This is a genomic window from Arthrobacter sp. YC-RL1 (genome assembly GCF_001454985.1).
In the GTDB taxonomy this organism is placed as follows: Bacteria; Actinomycetota; Actinomycetes; order Actinomycetales; family Micrococcaceae; genus Glutamicibacter; species Glutamicibacter soli.
This window is the reverse complement of the sequence record NZ_CP013297.1, coordinates 1,372,558-1,391,725: the sequence shown is the minus strand read 5'-3', so window position 1 is coordinate 1,391,725 and position 19,168 is coordinate 1,372,558. Positions and strand designations below refer to the sequence as shown.

General features: G+C 67.2%; 18 protein-coding genes. 8 read left to right on the top strand and 10 right to left on the bottom strand.

Going from position 1 to position 19,168, the window contains the following annotated elements:
- The first annotated feature begins 409 nt into the window (after nt 1-409).
- Entirely contained in the window at nt 410-1,207 is a 798-nt protein-coding gene (locus tag ATC04_RS06540) for a hypothetical protein (protein ID WP_152666861.1), read from the top strand.
- 209 nt (nt 1,208-1,416) lie between these two features.
- Here the strand turns inward: ATC04_RS06540 and ychF are convergent, their stop codons facing one another.
- Both ychF and ATC04_RS06530 read right to left on the bottom strand, forming a co-directional pair.
- A complete protein-coding gene (ychF, locus tag ATC04_RS06535) occupies nt 1,417-2,502 on the bottom strand; it encodes a redox-regulated ATPase YchF (RefSeq protein ID WP_047119609.1) in 1,086 nt (361 codons plus the stop codon).
- A 69-nt stretch (nt 2,503-2,571) separates the two neighbouring features.
- Nucleotides 2,572-3,669 (bottom strand): 4-hydroxy-3-methylbut-2-enyl diphosphate reductase, encoded by a 1,098-nt coding sequence (locus tag ATC04_RS06530; RefSeq protein ID WP_047119610.1) that lies wholly within the window; start codon nt 3,667-3,669, stop codon nt 2,572-2,574.
- A gap of 207 nt (nt 3,670-3,876) precedes the next feature.
- Here ATC04_RS06530 and xseA point away from each other — a divergent pair, with 207 nt between their 5' ends.
- The 3 genes from xseA to ATC04_RS06515 all read left to right on the top strand — a co-directional run bounded on the left by xseA (nt 3,877) and on the right by ATC04_RS06515 (nt 5,950).
- Complete coding sequence (gene xseA, locus ATC04_RS06525) at nt 3,877-5,151, top strand: exodeoxyribonuclease VII large subunit (RefSeq protein ID WP_047119611.1); 1,275 nt, start codon at nt 3,877-3,879, stop codon at nt 5,149-5,151.
- A 16-nt stretch (nt 5,152-5,167) separates the two neighbouring features.
- Nucleotides 5,168-5,398, top strand: a complete 231-nt coding sequence (locus tag ATC04_RS06520) for an exodeoxyribonuclease VII small subunit (RefSeq protein WP_047119612.1) — start codon at nt 5,168-5,170, stop codon at nt 5,396-5,398.
- Nucleotides 5,399-5,554: 156 nt separating this feature from the next.
- The gene (locus tag ATC04_RS06515; RefSeq protein WP_231735920.1) at nt 5,555-5,950 is read left to right on the top strand and encodes a MepB family protein; all 396 of its coding nucleotides are present in this window, start codon (nt 5,555-5,557) and stop codon (nt 5,948-5,950) included.
- 58 nt (nt 5,951-6,008) lie between these two features.
- On the opposite strand, the gene ATC04_RS06510 is transcribed toward ATC04_RS06515, so the two are convergent.
- Entirely contained in the window at nt 6,009-6,872 is an 864-nt protein-coding gene (locus ATC04_RS06510) for a PPK2 family polyphosphate kinase (protein WP_052772426.1), read from the bottom strand.
- Between the two features lie 135 nt (nt 6,873-7,007).
- Between ATC04_RS06510 and ATC04_RS06505 the strand changes: the two genes are divergently transcribed.
- Complete coding sequence (locus ATC04_RS06505) at nt 7,008-7,523, top strand: hypothetical protein (protein WP_152666862.1); 516 nt, start codon at nt 7,008-7,010, stop codon at nt 7,521-7,523.
- 94 nt (nt 7,524-7,617) lie between these two features.
- Here the strand turns inward: ATC04_RS06505 and ATC04_RS06500 are convergent, their stop codons facing one another.
- The 3 genes from ATC04_RS06500 to ATC04_RS06490 all read right to left on the bottom strand — a co-directional run bounded on the left by ATC04_RS06500 (nt 7,618) and on the right by ATC04_RS06490 (nt 10,358).
- Nucleotides 7,618-8,838, bottom strand: a complete 1,221-nt coding sequence (locus tag ATC04_RS06500; RefSeq protein WP_047119614.1) for a pyridoxal phosphate-dependent aminotransferase — start codon at nt 8,836-8,838, stop codon at nt 7,618-7,620.
- 89 nt (nt 8,839-8,927) lie between these two features.
- Nucleotides 8,928-9,845 (bottom strand): glycine betaine ABC transporter substrate-binding protein, encoded by a 918-nt coding sequence (locus ATC04_RS06495; RefSeq protein WP_047119615.1) that lies wholly within the window; start codon nt 9,843-9,845, stop codon nt 8,928-8,930.
- A gap of 33 nt (nt 9,846-9,878) precedes the next feature.
- Nucleotides 9,879-10,358 carry an NUDIX domain-containing protein gene (locus tag ATC04_RS06490; RefSeq protein WP_047119616.1) on the bottom strand — a complete coding sequence of 160 codons (480 nt, stop codon included), beginning with the start codon at nt 10,356-10,358 and terminating at the stop codon, nt 9,879-9,881.
- Between the two features lie 125 nt (nt 10,359-10,483).
- Here ATC04_RS06490 and ATC04_RS06485 point away from each other — a divergent pair, with 125 nt between their 5' ends.
- Nucleotides 10,484-10,990, top strand: coding sequence for an Lrp/AsnC family transcriptional regulator (locus ATC04_RS06485; protein ID WP_047119617.1), 507 nt, complete (start codon nt 10,484-10,486; stop codon nt 10,988-10,990).
- 96 nt (nt 10,991-11,086) lie between these two features.
- Here the strand turns inward: ATC04_RS06485 and ATC04_RS06480 are convergent, their stop codons facing one another.
- Nucleotides 11,087-11,947, bottom strand: coding sequence for a hypothetical protein (locus ATC04_RS06480; protein ID WP_152666863.1), 861 nt, complete (start codon nt 11,945-11,947; stop codon nt 11,087-11,089).
- A gap of 183 nt (nt 11,948-12,130) precedes the next feature.
- On the bottom strand, nt 12,131-12,748 hold the full coding sequence (locus tag ATC04_RS06475; RefSeq protein WP_047119619.1) for a GNAT family protein: 618 nt from the start codon (nt 12,746-12,748) through the stop codon (nt 12,131-12,133).
- Nucleotides 12,749-12,840: 92 nt separating this feature from the next.
- Here ATC04_RS06475 and ATC04_RS06470 point away from each other — a divergent pair, with 92 nt between their 5' ends.
- Nucleotides 12,841-13,497: a 5-formyltetrahydrofolate cyclo-ligase gene (locus ATC04_RS06470; protein WP_052772427.1), complete on the top strand. Its 657-nt coding sequence runs from the start codon at nt 12,841-12,843 to the stop codon at nt 13,495-13,497.
- A 75-nt stretch (nt 13,498-13,572) separates the two neighbouring features.
- A complete protein-coding gene (locus ATC04_RS06465; RefSeq protein ID WP_082123938.1) occupies nt 13,573-14,268 on the top strand; it encodes an RcpC/CpaB family pilus assembly protein in 696 nt (231 codons plus the stop codon).
- An 82-nt stretch (nt 14,269-14,350) separates the two neighbouring features.
- Here ATC04_RS06465 and ATC04_RS06460 read toward each other — a convergent pair whose 3' ends face one another.
- Both ATC04_RS06460 and ATC04_RS06455 read right to left on the bottom strand, forming a co-directional pair.
- Nucleotides 14,351-14,707: a hypothetical protein gene (locus ATC04_RS06460; RefSeq protein WP_047119620.1), complete on the bottom strand. Its 357-nt coding sequence runs from the start codon at nt 14,705-14,707 to the stop codon at nt 14,351-14,353.
- Nucleotides 14,708-19,042, bottom strand: coding sequence for a DNA helicase (locus tag ATC04_RS06455; protein ID WP_047119621.1), 4,335 nt, complete (start codon nt 19,040-19,042; stop codon nt 14,708-14,710).
- Nucleotides 19,043-19,168: the final 126 nt, after the last annotated feature.

Sequence of the window (19,168 nt, the reverse complement as noted above, 5' to 3'; positions counted from 1 at the left end):
TTCCCCAGCCCGAAAGGTCACGAGGGTACCCGCCGCGACGTACGCCCTGGCGGTTTCCATACCACGAAGGAAGTCTTATTTCGCGAGCATCTTAGATGAGTCAACTCGCTCTGTCGATTTTAATATAGTGCATCGATATCTGTGTCTTCCTAGACTGATTCAAATACTCAACTCCAACGACCGCTGTGTTCGTCTTCGCTATTTGAGTCGATCAACGTTACGTCGCCACAAAAAGACCTTCGCACGAGCCTCCTTGGAACTGCCGCTGCCGGCGCGTCGTCGAGTATTGGCTATTTTCCATCCGAACCGTATCTCCAATGCAAACGCAGAGGTTGCCCAGTTCCATAACGCTTTTTAAATTTCAGCGAAGACAAAATAGTGTCCCTCGTATATATGCGAAAATACTCTCATGGAGCGTGCATATTTTGATTTAGGTACTGTCTACGAGCAATGCCAGGAAATTTGGCATCGAGCAATGGTAGAAGGTGGAGACTTCAGTATCGCTGATGCTCTGGGACCAGAAGTAACCTCATTGATCCTCAACAGCACCATTGCGGGACAGATCCCCATGCAGGGCGCCATTTCTGGCATCATCAGCGCGCTCGCCGACAAGTCTCCCGAAATACAGCAAGGGGCGCTGGAACAGGACATCCCATTCGAGACAGCTGCTGGCTTACACATCCGAACTCGCGATATCGCCGCTGCGAGCCGATGGATCGCCGCAGCCCTCGAATCGAAGCTGACCGGCAACGACGATCCGATCAGTACCATCCAAGCGGACATTGCAAAAGAGCTGAATGATAGCGGAGCGCTGGGAAATGCTGCCGGTATGTCGAAGTATCTTGCCGCTGTGACGCTCGTAGGCGCAGCTGCGAATTTCCCTGATAACCCTCCGACAAATATTAAGGCAGCGGAAGAGATGGCCGCTATCGCCGACGCTGCAGAGATACAAGGTATGGTCACGCCTGCCATGATTCAAATCGTCATAGAGAAAGGTGCCACTTTTAACTTGGGAGGAGTCCACGGGAATGACAACGTCGTTGCTTCAGGAGACAATAGCACCATCGAGATATCGAACGCCCCCAACAAGCATTTGGTTAAATCGTCGCGGAATCATAAACCTGTCTTCTGGAAGAACCTTCGATTCTACGGATGGCTCATTCCGGTACTGATTGCCGCTCTCACCCTTTATGCCACGTTGGTCTAATAGGGCATTTTGACCCAGGAAATGTGTGCTTCCTGAAAAAGGCAGTCATACCAGTGTTCGCTGATACGTATTAGACCCAGATGGTGCGGAATCCACAGAATTTCTTGAACCCTCAAGAATCGTGGGATCCGATGCAACTGATCGTGGGCAAAAATTAGAGCTCCCAACCGCAGGAAAGTGCGGCCGGGAGCTCTCATAGTAACGAGGATCTAGACATTGAAGCGGAACTCGACGACGTCGCCGTCCTTCATGATGTATTCCTTGCCTTCGATGCGCGCCTTGCCGGCTGCCTTGGCGTTGGCCACCGAACCGGCGGTGACCAGGTCGTCGAAGCCGATGACCTCGGCCTTGATGAAGCCGCGCTGGAAGTCGGTGTGTATCACGCCGGCCGCCTCAGGAGCGGTGGCGCCCTTGCGGACGGTCCACGCGCGGGTTTCCTTCGGGCCGGCGGTCAGGTAGGTCTGCAGGCCAAGGGTGTCGAAGCCGACGCGGGCCAGCTTGCCAAGACCGGACTCGACGATGCCTGCATCTTCCATCATCTCTTCGGCTTCGTCCTCTTCCAGTTCAGCCAGCTCGGCCTCGAACTGGGCGTCCAGGAAGATCGCCTCGGCCGGAGCCACGAGCGCGGAGAGCTTTTCCTGCATCTCGGTGTCGGCCAGGCCTGCCTCATCGGTGTTGAACACGTAGATGAAAGGCTTGGTGGTCATCAGCTGCATCGGCGCGAGCTCGACGAGGTCCACGCCGTCGGTCTTGCTGGCCGAGTAGAGGGTGCGGCCCTCTTCCAGGATCTTCTGCGCTGCCAGCACTGCGTCCAGGAAGGACTTCTCGATCTTCTTGCTGCGCAGCTCCTTCTCAAGGCGCGGCAGCTGGTTCTCGATGGTCTGCAGGTCGGCCAGGATCAGCTCGGTGGCGATGGTCTCGATGTCCGAAGCCGGGTCCACCTTGCCGTTCACGTGGATCACGTCGTCGTTCACGAACGCGCGGGTGACCTGGCAGATCGCGTCGGCCTCGCGGATGGTGGCGAGGAACTTGTTGCCCAGGCCTTCGCCTTCCGAGGCGCCTTTCACGATGCCGGCGATGTCCACGAAGGACACGGTGGCCGGCAGGATGCGCTCCGAGTTGAAGATCCCAGAGAGGACCTTCAGGCGCGAGTCAGGCAGCGGCACGACACCTACGTTGGGTTCGATGGTCGCGAACGGGTAGTTGGCTGCCAGCACCTGGGCACGGGTCAGCGCGTTGAACATGGTGGACTTGCCGACGTTGGGCAGTCCGACGATTCCGATAGTAAGAGCCACGGGAGGAAATTCTACCTTTTACTAGTATTGTGCGCCCAGTTCTGTGCGGGCGCGTGAAATTTGCGGGGGCTAGCGGGACTCGGGACGGTGGCCGCGCCCGCCCAGGGCGCGCTCCTCGTCGCCGGATTCCTTCAGCTTGCTGCGGATCTCCTTGGGCAGCGAGAAGATGATGTCCTCTTCAGCCGTGGTGACCTCGGCGACGTCGTTGAAGCCGTACTCGGCCAGCAGCGAGACGACCTCGCGCACCAGCACCTCGGGCACCGAGGCGCCGGAGGTGACGCCCACGGTGGAGACGCCTTCGAACCAGGTCTCGTCGACCTCGTTGGCGAAGTCCACGCGATAGGCGGCCTTGGCGCCGTGATCCAGTGCGACCTCGACCAGGCGCACCGAGTTGGAGGAGTTCGCCGAACCCACGACGATCACCAGGTCCGCCTGCGGGGCGATGTTCTTGATGGCCGCCTGGCGGTTGGTGGTCGCGTAGCAGATGTCGTCGCTGGGCGGATCCTGCAGGTTCGGGAAGCGCTTGCGCAGACGGCGCACGATCTCCATGGTCTCGTCCACGCTCAGGGTGGTCTGCGAGAGCCAGATCAGCTTGTCAGGGTCCTTGACCTGGACGGTGTCGGCTTCCTCCGGATTGTTCACGATGGTCGTGACCTCGGGGGCCTCGCCGTAGGTGCCTTCGACCTCCTCATGGCCTTCGTGGCCGATGAGCAGGATCTCGTAGTCGTTCTTGGCGAAGCGCACTGCCTCGCGGTGCACCTTGGTCACCAGCGGGCAGGTCGCGTCGATGGTCTGCAGGCCGCGCTCCGCGGCCGACTGCACCACTGCCGGGGAGACGCCGTGGGCGGAGAACACCACCAGCGCGCCCTCGGGCACCTCGTCGTTCTCCTCCACGAAGATCGCCCCGCGGGATTCCAGCTCGGAGACCACGTGGACGTTGTGCACGATCTGCTTGCGCACGTATACCGGCGGGCCGTAGTGCTCCAGCGCCTTCTCCACCGCCACCACCGCGCGGTCCACGCCGGCGCAGTATCCGCGCGGAGCGGCCAGCAGCACCTTGCGCTCGGTCACCAGCGGGGACGCCGCCAGGATCTCCTGGGGAGAACGGCGGGTGCGCGGAATACGGGGAACCGGCAGGGATACCGGGACAGAAGTGGAAGTAGCCATGCCTCTAGTCTACGAAGTCGGCGCAAGTTAGCGCATGCTCATATGAGCCGAACCACCCTACCGGGGCTGTGAGTTCCGCCTCTGCCTGCGATACCGCGGTGTCTGCGCGGCCGCCGGCCGGGGCAAATCCGCGCAGATGTCGGGCCGGTGGTGTAGCGTCGAATGCGCGCCACAGGTGCGCCACACCGCAAAAGGAGCCGTGAGCAGATGCAGTCATCGCCGCCAGCCGGCGCGCCGACCGGCGTGCCCGCCACCGCTGCGCAGACGAGCCCGGAAAACCCGTGGCCGCTGCGGGTGCTGTCGGAAAAGCTGAAGATCCACATCGAGAATTCCCCCTACACCTGGGTGGAGGGGCAGCTGCTGGAGGCGAACGTGCGCAACGGCCACGCCTACCTGACGCTGCGCGACGTCGACGTGGACAACTCGTTCTCCGTGACCGTCTGGTCCTCGGTGATGCGCCAGCTGGAAACCACCCCGACCGTGGGATCCCGCGTGGTCGCCCGGGTCAAGCCCAGCCTGTACACCAAGACCGGCCGGTTGTCGCTGAATGCCACCGACCTGCGCCCCGTGGGCCTGGGCGAGCTGCTGGTGCGCCTAGAACGGCTGCGCCAGGCGCTGGGCGCCGAAGGACTGTTCGACCCGTCCCGCAAGCGCCGGCTGCCGGTGCTGCCCGGACGCATCGGGCTGATCACAGGGCGCGACTCGGACGCTGAAAAGGACGTGGTGCGCAACGCGACGCTGCGCTGGCCTGCCGTGCAGTTCTCCGTTATCAACACCGCGGTGCAGGGCGTGGACGCGGTCCCGCAGGTCATCGCCGCGCTGCAGAAGCTGGATGCGGACCCGCAGATCGACGTCATCGTGATCGCCCGAGGCGGCGGCGCGCTGGAGGACCTGCTGCCGTTCTCCAACGAGGACCTGGTCCGCGCGGTGGCAGCCGCCTCCACCCCGGTGGTCTCCGCGATCGGCCACGAGGCCGACCGTCCGATCCTGGACGACGTCGCCGACCTGCGCGCCTCCACTCCTACGGATGCAGCCAAGCGCATCGTGCCGGATCTGAACGAGGAATTCGCCGGGCTCGAAGCCGCCCGCCAGCGCCTTGAGCGGTCCATCGATTCAATGCTGCAGCGCGAGGCCCAGCTGGTCTCCTCGCTGCGCGCCCGCCCGGTGCTGGCTAGCCCGCAGGTCATGGTCGAATCGTGCGCCGAGGACCTGCAGCGCTGGGTGCAGCGCTCCACCGCGCTGATCGGCCACCGGGTGCAGCGCGCCCAGGACGAGGTCGCCCACCTGCGCGCCCAGGTCCGGGCCCTGTCCCCGCAGCAGACCCTTGACCGGGGCTATTCGGTCACCCAGACGGCCGACGGCAGCGTGCTGCGCGATGCCTCGACCGCCAACCCGCAGGACCTGCTGCGCATCAGGGTCGCCGCAGGCCAGCTCACCGCCACCGTCCAGGACATCTTCCCCGCCGCCGAGGCGGCCCACTAGTTTGGAGCACCATCGCATGAACGAGCAGATCCCGACCGACATCGCCGCGCTGTCCTACGAGAAGGCCCGCGACGAGCTGATCGCCGTGGTCAACCAGCTGGAGACCGGCGGCGCGCCGCTGGAGGCCTCGCTGGCCCTGTGGGAGCGCGGCGAAGCGCTGGCCGCCCACTGCGAGAACTGGCTCAACGGCGTCTCGCAGCGCCTGGAGGCGGCCCGCGCCCGCCATCTGGAGAACACCGAGGACTAGTTCGGCGCACGCCGGGCTCGGACGCTTCGAACCGGGCAAGTCATCAGCGAAAGCAGACGGCCTGCGCACCATGCGATGCCGACCAGCAGTTCCACGTTGGCGGTGGGATATCTTGGGTGGGTGCAATTCACAATGCTTGAGGCCTACGCTGCTTCCGTGTCGGCGCCCATCGCGGTAATTCCCGCAGCGCAGAACAGCGACTACGAGTCCGGTCTCGCCCAGATCGACGGCGAAGCATGGCATATTCGTACGGCGCGCAACACTCCGACAAAGGCTGGCGCTTTCGTCGCATTCTGGCGGCGGGCCGTTGACGGGACGACCGAACCATTCGGCGACGACGATACGGCCGCAGGCCTGCTCGTCTTCGTGGAGCAGCAGGGGCGACGCGGCGTATTCCGATTCACCGGTGCGCATCTGTCCGAACTGAAAATCACCTCGGGCAGATGGCCAGGCAAACGCGGGTTCCGGGTCTATCCAAGCTGGTGCAAGGACTTGAACGACCAGGCGACAGCCGCGCAGCGGGCCCAGGCCTGCGCGTTCCACGAATTCTGAGCCCGGGCACCGCAAGCTGTGCAGGCCGAGCTCTGGGGAGCGCCATGGGAAAGCCGGATCAGCGTGTCGCGTCCAACCGGGCCTTTTCCGCGGCGACGTCGAACTTCGCCGGCGGCCACTGCGGGTCGATGCGCCGCAGCACCTGCAGCAGCAGCTCGGCCACGCACAGCCGCGCACGCCACTTCTGGTCGGCAGGGATGACGAACCACGGGGCGGCGGTGCTGTCGGTGCGGTTGATCGCCACCTGGTAGGCCTGCTGGTAGTCGTCCCAGCGCAGCCGATCCTCCACGTCGCCGACCGCATATTTCCAGAACTTGTCCGGGCGTTGAAGCCGCTCCGAGAGCCGCTGGTACTGCTCGTCGCGGCTGATGTGCAGCATCACCTTGATCGGGTGGATGCTCAGCTCCCCCAGTCGCTTCTCGAACGCGGTGATCTTCGCATAGCGCTTCTCCACCTGCTCGGCGGTGCTCAGCTGCTGCACCCGGTGGATCAGCACGTCCTCGTAGTGCGAGCGGTCGAAAACACCGATGATGCCCCGGCGCGGCAACCGCTTCTCCACGCGCCACAAGAAGTCGTGCCCCAATTCCTCCGGAGTCGGGGTCTTGAACGCGAAATGGTCGACGCCCTGCGGGTCCAGCAGGCCCACCACATGGCGCACGATCCCGCCCTTGCCGGAAGTGTCCATTCCCTGCAGGATCAGCAGCACCGAGTCCTCGGACTCCTGCTGCAGCGCGGAGGCGAACAGCCGTTCCTGCAGCGAAGACAGCTCCTCGCCCAGCTCCTTCATCCGCTGCGCGGCTTCCTTCTTGTCCTGCGGGGCATCCGCCGGCCACCAGTCCGGGTCTCCGGTCGCTCGTTGGGACAAATCCAGGCCGGGTTCGACGCGCAGCGCGCTGATCAAGTTCTCCGGGTAGGCGGTCATCGTTTCTCCCTTGTCCCGCTCGTATTTGGTGACAGCCTACCGGGTGGGGGCTTGATTCGCTGGGATTCTCGCGCAGATCGGCGTTCGGGTGATTGAATCGGTGAAACCTCATCTTGCTCACCTAGCATGGGATTCGTGAACCAACACAATCTCAGCAACCTAAGCGACGGCGACTTGGTACGCCTCGAAGCACGCCTGCGGTCCGAGTTCCAGCATCGCGGACTGACCCGGACCTCCAGCGATCTGATGGGCGAGATCGCCGAATACGCCGCCCATAGGGTCTATGGCGGACAGCTCCTGTCACCGGGCAATCCTTCCGCCGACATCCAGGATTCGGACGGGCACCGCATCCAGGTCAAGTCCCGCACCTTGGACCCAACGGTCAAACGGCATTTCAGCTTCGGTTCCTGGGACTTCGACGTCGCGGTGTGCCTGCGGTTCGACCGCGCGACCAACAAGCTGCAGTGGGCCCGGAAATACGAGCTCGACGAGCTCAAGGGGCTCTGGAGCAAGCATCCGCGGGGATACCGGCTCACAACGGGCAGGGCAAAGCAGCACGGGCGCGATGTCACCGCGAAGTTCGAGGCAGTATTGGCGCAGATGGACTCAACAACTTCACCTCACCTGACCCCATCACCTGTGCTGGCTTAGCCGCTGGGCACAAAACACAGGCGCCACCCCGCCGCCCCGCAATTCTGGACAACAGAATGGCGCCTGTGATCAAGGTGCGGCCCTCGCCGCGGAGTTATGCGCGGGCGCGCCAGTCCTCAAGGAAAGTACCGATGCGGCCGACCGCATCAGTCAGGTCGCGCACGTTCGGAAGCGTGACCAGGCGGAAGTGGTCAGGGCGCACCCAGTTGAACGCGGTGCCCTGGGAGATCAGGATCTTCTGCGCCTTGAGCAGCTCCAGGGCGAACTTCTCGTCGTCGTGGATCGGGTAGACCTCGGGATCCAGCTTCGGGAACATGTACAGCGCGCCCTTGGCCTTCTGCACGCTCACGCCGGGGATGGCGGTGAGCAGGTTGTAGGCCGCGTCGCGCTGCTCCAGCAGGCGGCCGCCGGGCAGGATCAGGTCGTTGATCGACTGGTAGCCGCCCAGCGCGGTCTGGATTGCATGCTGCGCCGGCACATTGGCGCACAGGCGCATGTTGGTCAGCAGGTTGATGCCCTCGATGTAGTCCGCTGCCAGGTGGCGCGGACCGGAAATGGCCATCCAGCCGGCGCGGAAGCCGCAGACCCGGTAGGCCTTGGACAGCCCGGAGAAGGTGATGACCAGCACGTCGTCGGCCAGGCCGGCGGTGTTGATGTGCTCGGCGTCGTCGTAGAGGATCTTCTCGTAGATCTCGTCGGAGAAGACGATCAGATCGTGCTTGCGGGCCAGTTCCAGGATCCCCTCCAGGGTCTCCTTCGGGTAGACGGCGCCGGTGGGGTTGTTCGGGTTGATGATCACGATGCCCTTGGTGCGGTCGGTGATCTTCGCTTCCATGTCCTCCAGGTCCGGAAGCCAGCCCTCCTCCTCCACGTTGAGGTAGTGCACCGGGGTGCCGCCGGCCAGCGAGACCGAGGCGGTCCACAACGGGTAGTCGGGAGCCGGGATCAGCACCTCGTCGCCGTTGTTAAGCAGCGCGTTCAGGCTCAGGGTGATCAGCTCGGAGACGCCGTTGCCCAGGTAGATGTCGTCCACGCCGATGGTCTGGATGCCGCGGGTCTGGTAGTACTGCGAGACCGCGGTCCGGGCGGAGAGGATGCCGCGCGAGTCGGAGTAGCCCTGGGCGTTGGGCAGGTTGCGAATCATGTCGACGAGCACCGCGTCGGGCGCCTCGAAGCCGAACGGCGCGGGATTGCCGATGTTCAGCTTCAGGATGCGGTGGCCCTCGGCCTCCATGCGGGTGGCGTGCTCCAGCAGCGGCCCGCGGATGTCGTAGAGGACGTTGTGCAGTTTCGTCGATTGTTTGAATTCGGCCATGGGTACACTTTCTCACGTCAGGCGCGCGCGGCGCGCCTTGTTACTCAACCGTTGCACCCGGCCGGGATCATCGGCCGGGTGACGGGCTGCTAGTTGTCGATGATCCAGCGCCAGCGCTGCGCGGCGTCGTCGGGCGCTATCGCATCGGGGCCGGAGACCATCCGGTTCAGGCCGACCAGGGCCTGCTGGTTCACTTGGCGGGTGACCTGGTTCAGACCGTCGACCGCGTCCTGGTCCACCGCCTCGCCGGCCAGCGCCAGGTAGGGTGCGGCGTCGAAGAGCTTGGCGCTGCCGTCGACCGTGGTGAACGCCTCGTCCCCGATCACCGCGTCGTGCTGCTGCAGCACCACCACGCGGGACACCGCGGCGCGCAGCTCGTCGTGCAAGGTGGCGGCGTCGACGGTGCGGAACACCGGCTTGGCGCAACCTGCATCTTCCAGCGCGTTCTCCAGCCCGGCGGTGGGCGCCGCGGCGGAGATGAAGGTCAGCTCGCTGCAGGCGGCGGCCAGCGAAGCCACCGAGGTGACGGAGTATTCGGTCGCCTCCGCGCCGGAAAGCACCATCACCGCTCCTGCATCGCCCTGTGTCAGCGGCAACGCGGTGAATCCCAGCTCGGCGTCGTTGAGCAGCCCCACGAGCTTCTTGGCCTCGTCGCCGGCCAGCAGCTGGTCCTCGCCGCGCGGGTCCTGCTCCGCCGGGAGCAGCCCGATAGCCTCAGGGGCGGTGTCGATCGCGATGTCCGCTGCACCCTCGGCCAGTTGGCGGTAGGGATCTTGCGAGGGCTTGGTGAAACTGATGGTGTAGCCCAGCTGCTCCAGCGCGTCGCCGTAGACGTGGGCCAGCGCCTGCCCGGTGGGATCCTCGGTCGGCGCGATGCGCAGCGTGACATCGCGGCTGGGCTCGGTTCCAGCATCCTGCGGAGGGGTGGTGCAGCCGGCCAGCGGCAGGGCCAGGGCGCAGGCGGCCAGGGCCAGCGTGCGGGCGGGGGTGGCGTGTGGGAACTTCATGTCCCTACCGATTTTAGGCCAGCACGGCCCGGATCAGCGGTTGCGCGCGCCGGGATCGGTCATCCGCAGCATCACATCCACCCTTTCGATCCTGTTCAGCTGGCGAATTTCCTCGCGGGTGAACCAGCCGGCCTGGCTGGTGGAGCCGTTCTGCTCGGCGCGCAGCTCCCCGCCGGCCAGCTGCGCGGTGTAGGTGACCGCGACGGTCTGCATGGGGTGGCCCTCCCCCGAGTAGCGCTTGGCACCGGGGATGATGCCGGTGGTGACGTCCAGCAGCGCCAGGGTGTCGACGTGGTAGCCGGTTTCCTCGAAGACCTCGCGGATCACGCCCTCCGACGTCTGCTCGCCCAGGTCGATGCCGCCGCCGGGCAGCGTCCAGCGCGGGATGAAGCGCGGATCGCGGTGGCGCATGTCCCACAAGGTCAGCAGCACCTTTCCGTCGTTCTCCACCAGCGCGTAGGCGGCCAATCGGGTGTCGTACAGTTCTCCGGTCTGCTCGGATGCTCGTGTCATGACACTAATATATCCGCCGGTGCCGGACGTTCCGGACAGCTGAGCCGCGGCCCGGCGGAGGCACGGCACGCACCTGGCGCATCGAAGCAGTGCTCGATTGAGCCCAAGTATGGTGAAATATTCTTATGTCATCGCAATCAGAGCAGACCCACGGTACCGATCTCGACGAGATTGATCGAATCATCATCGACGAGCTGGTCGCCAATGCGCGCATCTCCAATGCGACGCTGGCCCAGCGCGCGGGCATCGCCCCGTCGACGGCGCTGCTGCGCACCCGCTCGCTGGTGGAGCGCGGCATCCTGACCGGCTACCACGCCGAGGTCTCGCTGCGCAGCGTGGGCCGCACCGTGCAGGCGCTGATCTCCGTGAAGCTGCGGGTGCACGATCGCGAGAAGATCGACACCTTCGTCGACCGCATCCCGAAGCTGCCAGAGGTGCTGTCCATGTTCCATGTTTCCGGCGGCACCGACTACCTGCTGCATATTGCCGTCAGCTCCACCGAGGCGCTGCGCGACTGGGTGCTGGACAACCTGGCCACCGACGAGTCCGTGGGGCACACCGAGACCACGCTGGTCTTCGCACACCACATGGGCCACCGCGGCCCGCTGCCCTCCGAGGACGCGAACCTCTAGGACCGGCGGCCCCGGGGCTTGCGGCGCGAAGACCCCGAAACGGCAAAAAACCTGCGATCCACACGGATCGCAGGTTTTTTGCTGGTCTCTGGTGCGCTAGGCGCGGCGGCGCTGCATGACGGCGTCCAGGTTCAGTCGGGCCTTGGAGGCTGCCGTCTTGTCCTGGGCCGGCGCCTCGGTGCGCGGGGCGGCGGTTTCGGAGCCGGTGGCCTCGACCGCTGGCTTCACTGCAGCGGCAGGGGCCTGGGTTGCGGCGTCCTTCGCGGCAGGAGCCAGCTTGGCCGGAACGCTGGCCACGGCGGCCTGGTCCTCGGCGGAGACTTCCGAGGCGATCCGCTTGGCGTCCTCGGAGGCCTTGAGGCTGATCTGCTTGCTCGGGCGCAGCGGCTCGGAGACCGGCAACGGTTCCGGGCGCACACGCGCGGCGATCTCGCGCTGGGTGGCTTCGCGCACCTGGACATAGGTCGGGCGCGGCACGTTGGTCGGCTCCCAGGTATCCGGCTGCTTCACGCCGCCGAAACCGTGGGCGACACGCAGCGCCTCGGCGCGCAACTCGTCGGCGGTGATGGCCGGGGCGCGGCGGGAGGAACCGGGGCGGGCGTCGAAGACCTCGTCGCCGGTGTCCTGCTTGCGGACCAGCACCTGGTTGGCGCCGTCCTCCATGGCGGGAGTCTGCATCGCGCGCTGGCGGGTGGCCTCTAGGGTGGCCAGCAGCTTGCGGTTGCGGTCGCGCACGGCGAGCATGCGCAGCGAAGCGAAGGAGCCCAGTCCGACCAGGAAGAAGATGCCGACCCAGCCGAAGGTCAGCGCGGTGAACGGTGCGAGCACCAGTCCGACCAGGGTGGCCACGACGGCCAGCAAACCCAGCATGGCAAGAGACAACCGGCCGTAGCGCACGCGAATCCTAAATTCAGAGACAGCCTTCGCCTGCGAAGCGCTCTGTGACGTGCCGGCCATGTGGTTCCTCCATCACCGATAGGTTCGGTCAAATCCTGCGGGAAACCGGATACGGCTTCTCGACTCAACACTATGCAACCGATGAACCGGTCACCCGCACTTGCGTAGGCGTGTTGCAAAGTTTTCGTGCACGATGTGCCACCTCAGAAGCACATTTGCGGATTCCGCCTGGAATTGGCGGATTTATTCGTAGATGCGTTCGATCATGGGTGTTGCCAGCTCCTCGCGGTTCAGGGCGAAGGTGCGGTGGTCGCGCCACTGCCCGTCGATGTGCAGGTAGCCGCGGCGCAGGCCCTCGTCGCGGAACTTCAGCTTGTCCACCACCCGCAGGCTCGCGGCGTTTTCCGGGCGGATGTTGATTTCCAGCCGGTGCAGGCCCAGCGCGCCGAAGCAGTGGTCGATGACCAGCGCGCAGGCCTCCGGCATCAGTCCGAACCCCGCATGGGACTGGTCGATCCAGTAGCCGATGGACGCGGTGCGCGCGGCGCCCCACTGCACCCCGCTGACCGATACCTGGCCGATGATCGGCGGGTTCGCGCTGTGCAGCTGCGGCAGCGTGAGCACCCAGGCGTAGCCGGTGCCCTCCCGGGCGGCGTTGTGCTTCAGCCCGATCATCTCGCGGTAGGTCATCGCCTCGGGCGGGCCCGAGGGGTTGGTCGGGTCCCACGGCTTGAGCCATTTCGCGTTCGCATGGCGCAGCGCGGACCACTCGGCGGCGTCGGACAGCTTCAGCTGGCGCAGCGCCAAACGCTGCGACACCAGATCCGGGACCGCGGCCTTGCCGCGCCAAAAGCCTTTCATGCCTTTATGGTATCCGCCGCGCGGCCGCGGCGGCGGCCGCCGCGTGTCACACGGAGTCCGGCGCGGGCCGCGCAGTGAGTACAGTTGGTGCCATGGATGCACAGAGCTCACCCTCCGCCGTTCCGGCCGATTCCGCCGCCGCGTCCGCAGGTGCCTTCGCCGAGTCGAAAAAGGCCCTGCGCGCGCAGATCCGCGCGGCGCGGCGCGCGCTGCCTGCCGAGGTCCGGGCGCAGCGCTCCGCGGCCATGGCCGATGCGGTGCGCCGCTACCTGGAGGACCTGGCCCCGGTGGTGCGCACGGTCGCCGCCTACTGCTCCGCCCCGGACGAGCCGGACACCGAACCGCTGCTGGCGGCGCTGGTCGCCGACGGCATCCAGGTCTACGTCCCGGTGTGCGAACCGCAGTACCAGCTGTCCTGGGTGCAGTGGTTCCCGGGTGTCGAAGTGGTCCGCAGCCCGCGCGCGCCGGTCATGGAACCGGTGGGCCCGCGCCTGGGACTTGAATTGTTCGACGAGGTCGCCACCGTATTCATCCCGGCGCTGGCGATCGACACCGACGGGCTGCGCCTGGGCCAGGGCGGCGGCTACTACGACCGCTTCCTGCCGCAGATCGAGCAGTTCCCGGTGCAGGTGGCCGCAATGGTGTACGACGAGGAGGTCGTGGCCTCCGGGACCTTCTCCGTCGCGCCGCACGACATGCCCGTGGACCTGGTCATCACCCCCGGCGGCGCCCGCCACTTCCTGGGCTAGGGTTCCGCCCCGGCGTTTTCCCCACTCCGTCCTCGTTCCCGGCGCCCGTCGGCCGGCCGGGTGTGCACTGGGTGCATGAAGAGTCCCGCCACACGCCGCGCCCCGGTGATCCCCCGGCCCAAGGTGCGCCCAGTGCGCACCCGCCACGAGGCGCTGCGCCGCTACCGCCGCCCGTTGGCCATCGCCTGCCTGCTGCTGGCCGCCGCCGCGGCCCTGAACGAGCTCTCCTCCGGCCAGCTGGCCCAGCGCGAGGTCGTGGTGGCGGTCTCCGATCTGGCCGCCGGGGCCATGATCTCCCCCGCCGACGTGCAGCTGCAGCGCATCCCGGCGGACCCCGACGATCACCGGCTGCTGACCGACCCGCAGGAGCTGGTGGGCCAGCGGCTGGCCATCGCGGTGCCGGCGGGCACGGCCCTGCGCAGCTACCTGCTGGTGGGCCCGCAGCTGCTGGCAGGCAGCGCCCCTGGCACCGTCGCAGTCCCCATCCGGCTGAGCGATCCGGCCGCCGTGGGCCTGCTGAATCCCGGGCAGCTGGTGGACATCGTGCTCACCACCGGCGACGGGTTCGAGCGGCAGATCCGCTCGGAGACCATCGCACAGCGTGTGGCGGTGCTCTGGGTGCCGGCGGCCGACCGCGGCGAGTTCGGCATGCTCTCCGGGAGCCCGGCCGAAGGCGAGGGCATCATCGTGGTGGCCGCCGCGGCCAGCCTGTCCGACGACCTGGCCGGGGCGGTGTCCCGCGGCAAGGTCTCCGCGGTGCTGGTGAATTAGCCCCTTGCCCCGGGCAGCGCAAAGCCCGCCGCTCCCCTGCGTGCTGCAGGCGGTCGGCGGGCTGTTTAGCACTTGGCCCGGGCTACCCCCAGTGCGGGGGTTTTTCGCGTTTCATGGCCTCGGCCAGGTCCTCGGGCGCGTCTCCCCACAGGCGGGGGTCGTCGTCCTTGGCGCGCAGTCCGGCCAGCGGATCCCGGGTGGTTTTCGCGGGGCTGGCGGCCTGCGCGATGGAGTTGGCCGGACGCGAGTTCGCGGAGGACTCGTCCACCGAGGAGGTGTGCGGAACCGGGGTGTAGGAACCGGTCAGCTGCACGCGGGCCTGCAGGTGCTGCGGCGGGGCGATGACCCGCGCGCGCTTCTTGCGGGGCGCCGGCTGCGGATCCCGGCGCTGCTCCCCTGCCGCGGGCAAGGGCTCAGCACCGGGTACGGATTCATCCATCTACTTCGAGCGCTCCGTATCCGTCGGCTGGGTGCTGGCAGGCACCGGCTTCGGGGTGGCGCCGTCTGCTTCGGCCTTGGCGGCTGGAGAATCCTCCTTGGCCTGAGCGGTCTGGGACTCGGCGTCCTTGGAACCCGATTCCTGGGAGCCTGTCTCCTTGGCCCCGGCGTCCGTGGCCGCTGGCGCCTGGTCCTTCGGTGCGCTTGCTGAGGCGTCCTGGTCGGACTTCGGCTGCGCTGCGGCCTCGGTCTTTGCACCGGTCTTCGCATCCGCCTTGGCGTCCGGCGTGGCTTCCGCGGCAGTCCCGGAGGTGACCTGGCTGGCGCGCACCGGCGGGGCCGCGGCCAGCGAGGCGCGCGACTGCTCGGAGGGCGCCGGCGCGGAGGCAGGCTTCAGCTGCAGGTAGCGGGCCAGGCGGTCGGTGACCGCCCCGGGATCGGTGAACACGTCGATGGTCCACAGCGGCACGTAGCGCCAGCCGTGGTTCTCGAAGAAGTCCGGACGCAGGCGGCTGCGCTCGCGCACGGTCAGCCCGGCGTAGTGCTCGGTGCCGTCGTACACCACTGCCAGCGGGCGGATGTCCTGCCCGTCGACGTCGAAGGCATGCGCGGCCAGGTCCAGCACACCGCGGTAGTCCTCCGAGACGATCGCGCCGCGTTCGCGCAGGCGGCGGGCCAAGTCGGAGACCAACGCGTCGAAACGCGGGTGCGCCCAGCTGGCGATCGCCGAGTCGCCGGCCTGCACGCGGGTGAACAGGTCGAAGAACGCGCCGGCGCCGTGGTGCAGGCGGGAGGCTTCCAGCTCCTCGGGCTGCAGGCTGGAGACCAGGGTCAGCCGGGTGCGCGAGCGGGTGACCGCCGCGACGAACAGCTGCTCGCCGCCTGGGCGGGAGAGCTCGCCGAATTCGTGCAGGGTCTTGCCGTGCGGGGTGCGGCCGTAGCCCCAGGCGAAGATCACCGCGTCGCGGCGCAGCCCGATCAGCCGGTTGACGGTGGTGACCACAAACGGCTCGTGCTTGGCGCGCAGGTGCTCCATCGCGTACTTGTGGTTCGGCAGCTGCACGCGGATGGCCTCCGCGATGGCCGACGCGTGGGTGCGGTTGGTTGCGATGACCGCCAGCGACTCGCCGGGGCGGGTGGAGAAGTGCTCGAAGACCAGGTCCACGATGCGCGCGACCTCCGCCACGGTGGTCTGCACGCCGTCGTCGCTGCTGGCCAGGGTGCCGGTGGCGTCGGGCACGTACAGCGCGCTGAGCTTGCCCGAGTGCTCCGCGGTGGCCATGGCCTGCGGCAGCCGCGAGATCGCCGAATCGTAGTAGGTGGCGGACAGCTGCTGCACCAGGCCCTCGTCGATGCCGCGGTACACGGTGGACAGGGTGCCGGTGACCAGCACCTTGTTCAGCGCCGACAGCGCGGAGACCCCGGCGTCGCGCGAGCCGATACGGGCGGTGGGGTCCACGGAGACCTCGAAGGGCTTGGGGCCGCCGAGCATCTCGTCGCCGATGGCGATGACCTGCCGGGAGCGGCGCACCGCGTCGAGCACCTCGCGCAGGGTCAGGTAGTTGGCCTCCAGCAGGATGACGGCGTCGAACTCGGCGTCGTCGGGCAGCGCGGTGCCCAGCAGCAGCGGGGCGGAAACGAAGACCGGGGTCAGCGAATTGACCAGCGATTCGCCCAGCGAGAGCACCTTGGCGATGGAGACGGTATTGTCCTTGAGCATCTCGCGCAGGGCGCGGGAGGCGGCGCGGTGGTCGGCCAGGGCGGCCTTCCAGTTGCGGGCCAGCTGCCAGCGGATGCGCTCGGGCCCGGCGGCGATGTGCGCGCCGTCGGCCAGCCGGTACTCGGCCTCCAGCCGCTCCAGCTTCGCGCCGTCGTTCATGGCCAGGAAGTCGTCGCCGGAGATCATCGCATCCAGCACGGACTGCCACCAGGACAGCTCCAGCTCCGCGTCCACCGCGTCGGCGTCGATCTGGCGCTCGGCGAAGTCGTCGAGCAGGTCGCCCAGGCCGGCTTCGGAGAGCTGCTCGGCGATCAGCGTGCGCTCGGGCAGCTCGGCGAGGTCCTCCTTGTGGTCCACCAGCGCGGCGATCAAATCCAGCAGCTGGGTGATCGGCATTTCACGCAGGTTCCCGCCGGTGCGGGCCGGCAGCATCGCGGAGAGCTTGTCGATGCGCGCCCCGGCGTCGTGGTAGCCGGCCTCCACGTCCAGCAGCCCGCCGGGAACCTGCGGGTTGCGCTGGGATGTGGCGTAGGCGCGCCAGGCCTCGCGCTGCACGGCCACCGCCTGCAAGGCAGCCTGCAGGTCAGGCACGTGCATGCCCGGGCGGACGTATTCCTTGGCGATCTTGCGCAGGCGGGAGCGCACCAGCGAGCCCATCTCCACGCCGTGCTCGCGGCGCCACGCGCTGGTGGCGGTGGCGGCGATCAGATCGTCGATGTCGCCCTCGAAGATGTCGGACTCGAACTTGTCCAGCGAGCCGCGCACGGCGACCAGCAGGGCCAGCTGGTCGCCCCACTTGTCGTAGCTGTCATCCAGCCGGATCTGGCTGCGTTCGGCGATCTTGAGCATGTGCTCGTGCAGGATCGGCAGGTCGCGGCCCAGGCCGCTGGCCAGGCTCAGCGCCTGCGCGGTGGCTTCCTGGTTGCGCAGCGGGGCGCCGTGCCAGGGGCTGGTGGTGTGCTCGCGGGAGAACGCGCCGAGCTGGGCGGCGCGCTTGAGCTGCGCCGCGACGTGGCCGCGCTGGCCCATGGAGTCCAGCACCGAGCGCTTCAGCCGCACCGTGGTGGACGGGGCTGGGTTCAGCGCGGAGAGCCGGGCGAGCTCCTGCATCGACTGGTACGGCGAGCAGCCCCAGCGGCTGCGCACCGAATGCAGCGACTTCACGTGCTCGTGCAGCGCGTGGCGCGAGTCGCGCAAGCGCTTGAACAGGTTGCCCAGCTGCGGCTCGGTGGCGCGCTCGTTGCGCAGGATGGCGCGGGTCAGCTGCTTGCGGACCGCGTCCGGGTCCTCGTTCGGCTCCAGCAGCAGGCTGGCGGCGTCCAGCTTCGCGTTGAAGCGCTCGACGAATTCCTCCGCGGCGGTGCGCTGCTCGGCGATGACCAGCACGCGCTTGCCCTGGGCTGCCAGCACCGCGGCGGCATTCAGCGCAGTCTGCGTGGCGCCGGTGCCGGCGGCGGCGTTGATCGCCACGGATTCCCCGGCGGCGATGTATTCGAGCATGCGCGACTGCGACTCGTCGGCGTCCAGCAGGTAGAGCTCGTCCTCGGGGTCGCGCTCGTCGGAGGACTTGGCCAAGGTGGTGTCCCCGGTGTGGACCTTGCGGTTCGCGCCCGGGACCGGCTTGCCGGCGGGGCGGATGACCGGTTCGTGCGGACGGCGCGGGCGGGCCGAATCCTTGATCAGGTTCTTGACCCGGCGCAGCCGCGAACCGGTGTCCTCCGGCTCGGCCTTCGCGTCGTCCTTGGCCTTGGCCTTGGCATCCTGCTTTGCGCCGGATGTGGCATCGTCGGTTTCGCTCCCGGCGGCGTCGGGGGTGGCGTTCTTCGCGGCGACCATGTTGGCCAGCGCGGTCGAGCCCTTGGTGGCTTCGGCGACCTTGGCGGCGCGTTCGGCCAGCTTCTCGTTCTCGGAGTGCTGGATCAGCGCCTCGATGACCGGGTGCGGGCCGTTGAGCTTGGCCGGGTCGGCCGGGTCGATGAGGTCGGAGAAGGTGGACAGCAGCAGGCGGTGGCCCACGACCACACCCGGCACCTCGGAGACCAGATGGCGCAGGGCGTCCATGCCGCGCACCGGGTCGAAGCGGGCGATCGAGTAGGCGGCGGCGTCCACCGCGGAGACGTCGATCGTCGCGTGGTGGTCGGCCTCGAACTGGCGCACGAACGCCGGGGAGATGGTGGCGCGGCCGACCAGCTGGACGTCGTAGTCGTCGGTGTCCACGTGCTTGGACAGGGTGATGCGCCCGAGCATGATCGGGGCGGAGACCGGTTCGCTCTTGCCCTCGTGCACGGCGCGCCAGTTGGCCACGCCGGCGGCCAGGTAGCCCACGTCGATGCCGCGTTCGTCCCATAGCTCGCTGATCTTGGAGGCCAAGGCGCGGGCGGTGCGCTTGGCCGCGGCGTACTGCTCGGCGTCGTGCAGCAGGGTGGACAGACGGGTGCGTCGGCCGGCCAGGAATTGGGCCAGCCCCGAAGGGTTGGCGTGCGTGATGTCGATGCTGTTGGACGTCGACGGAGCGAACCTCAAGGTGGTGTCGGCCCCGGCGCTTTGCCCCAAGGATTTCACCCAGGCGGCTACTCGATCCGCAGCAGCATTCTGAGCACTGGTCACGACAGTCATTCCCTTCACTGAACCGGCCTAGCGGCGGCGCGCGCCCGCGCGCGACACCTCTATCTAACGTAGTGCACGCGCGCGGCAGAACACCGGCGTGAAACACGTTTTAAGCGTGTGAAGCGGAACCCGGGC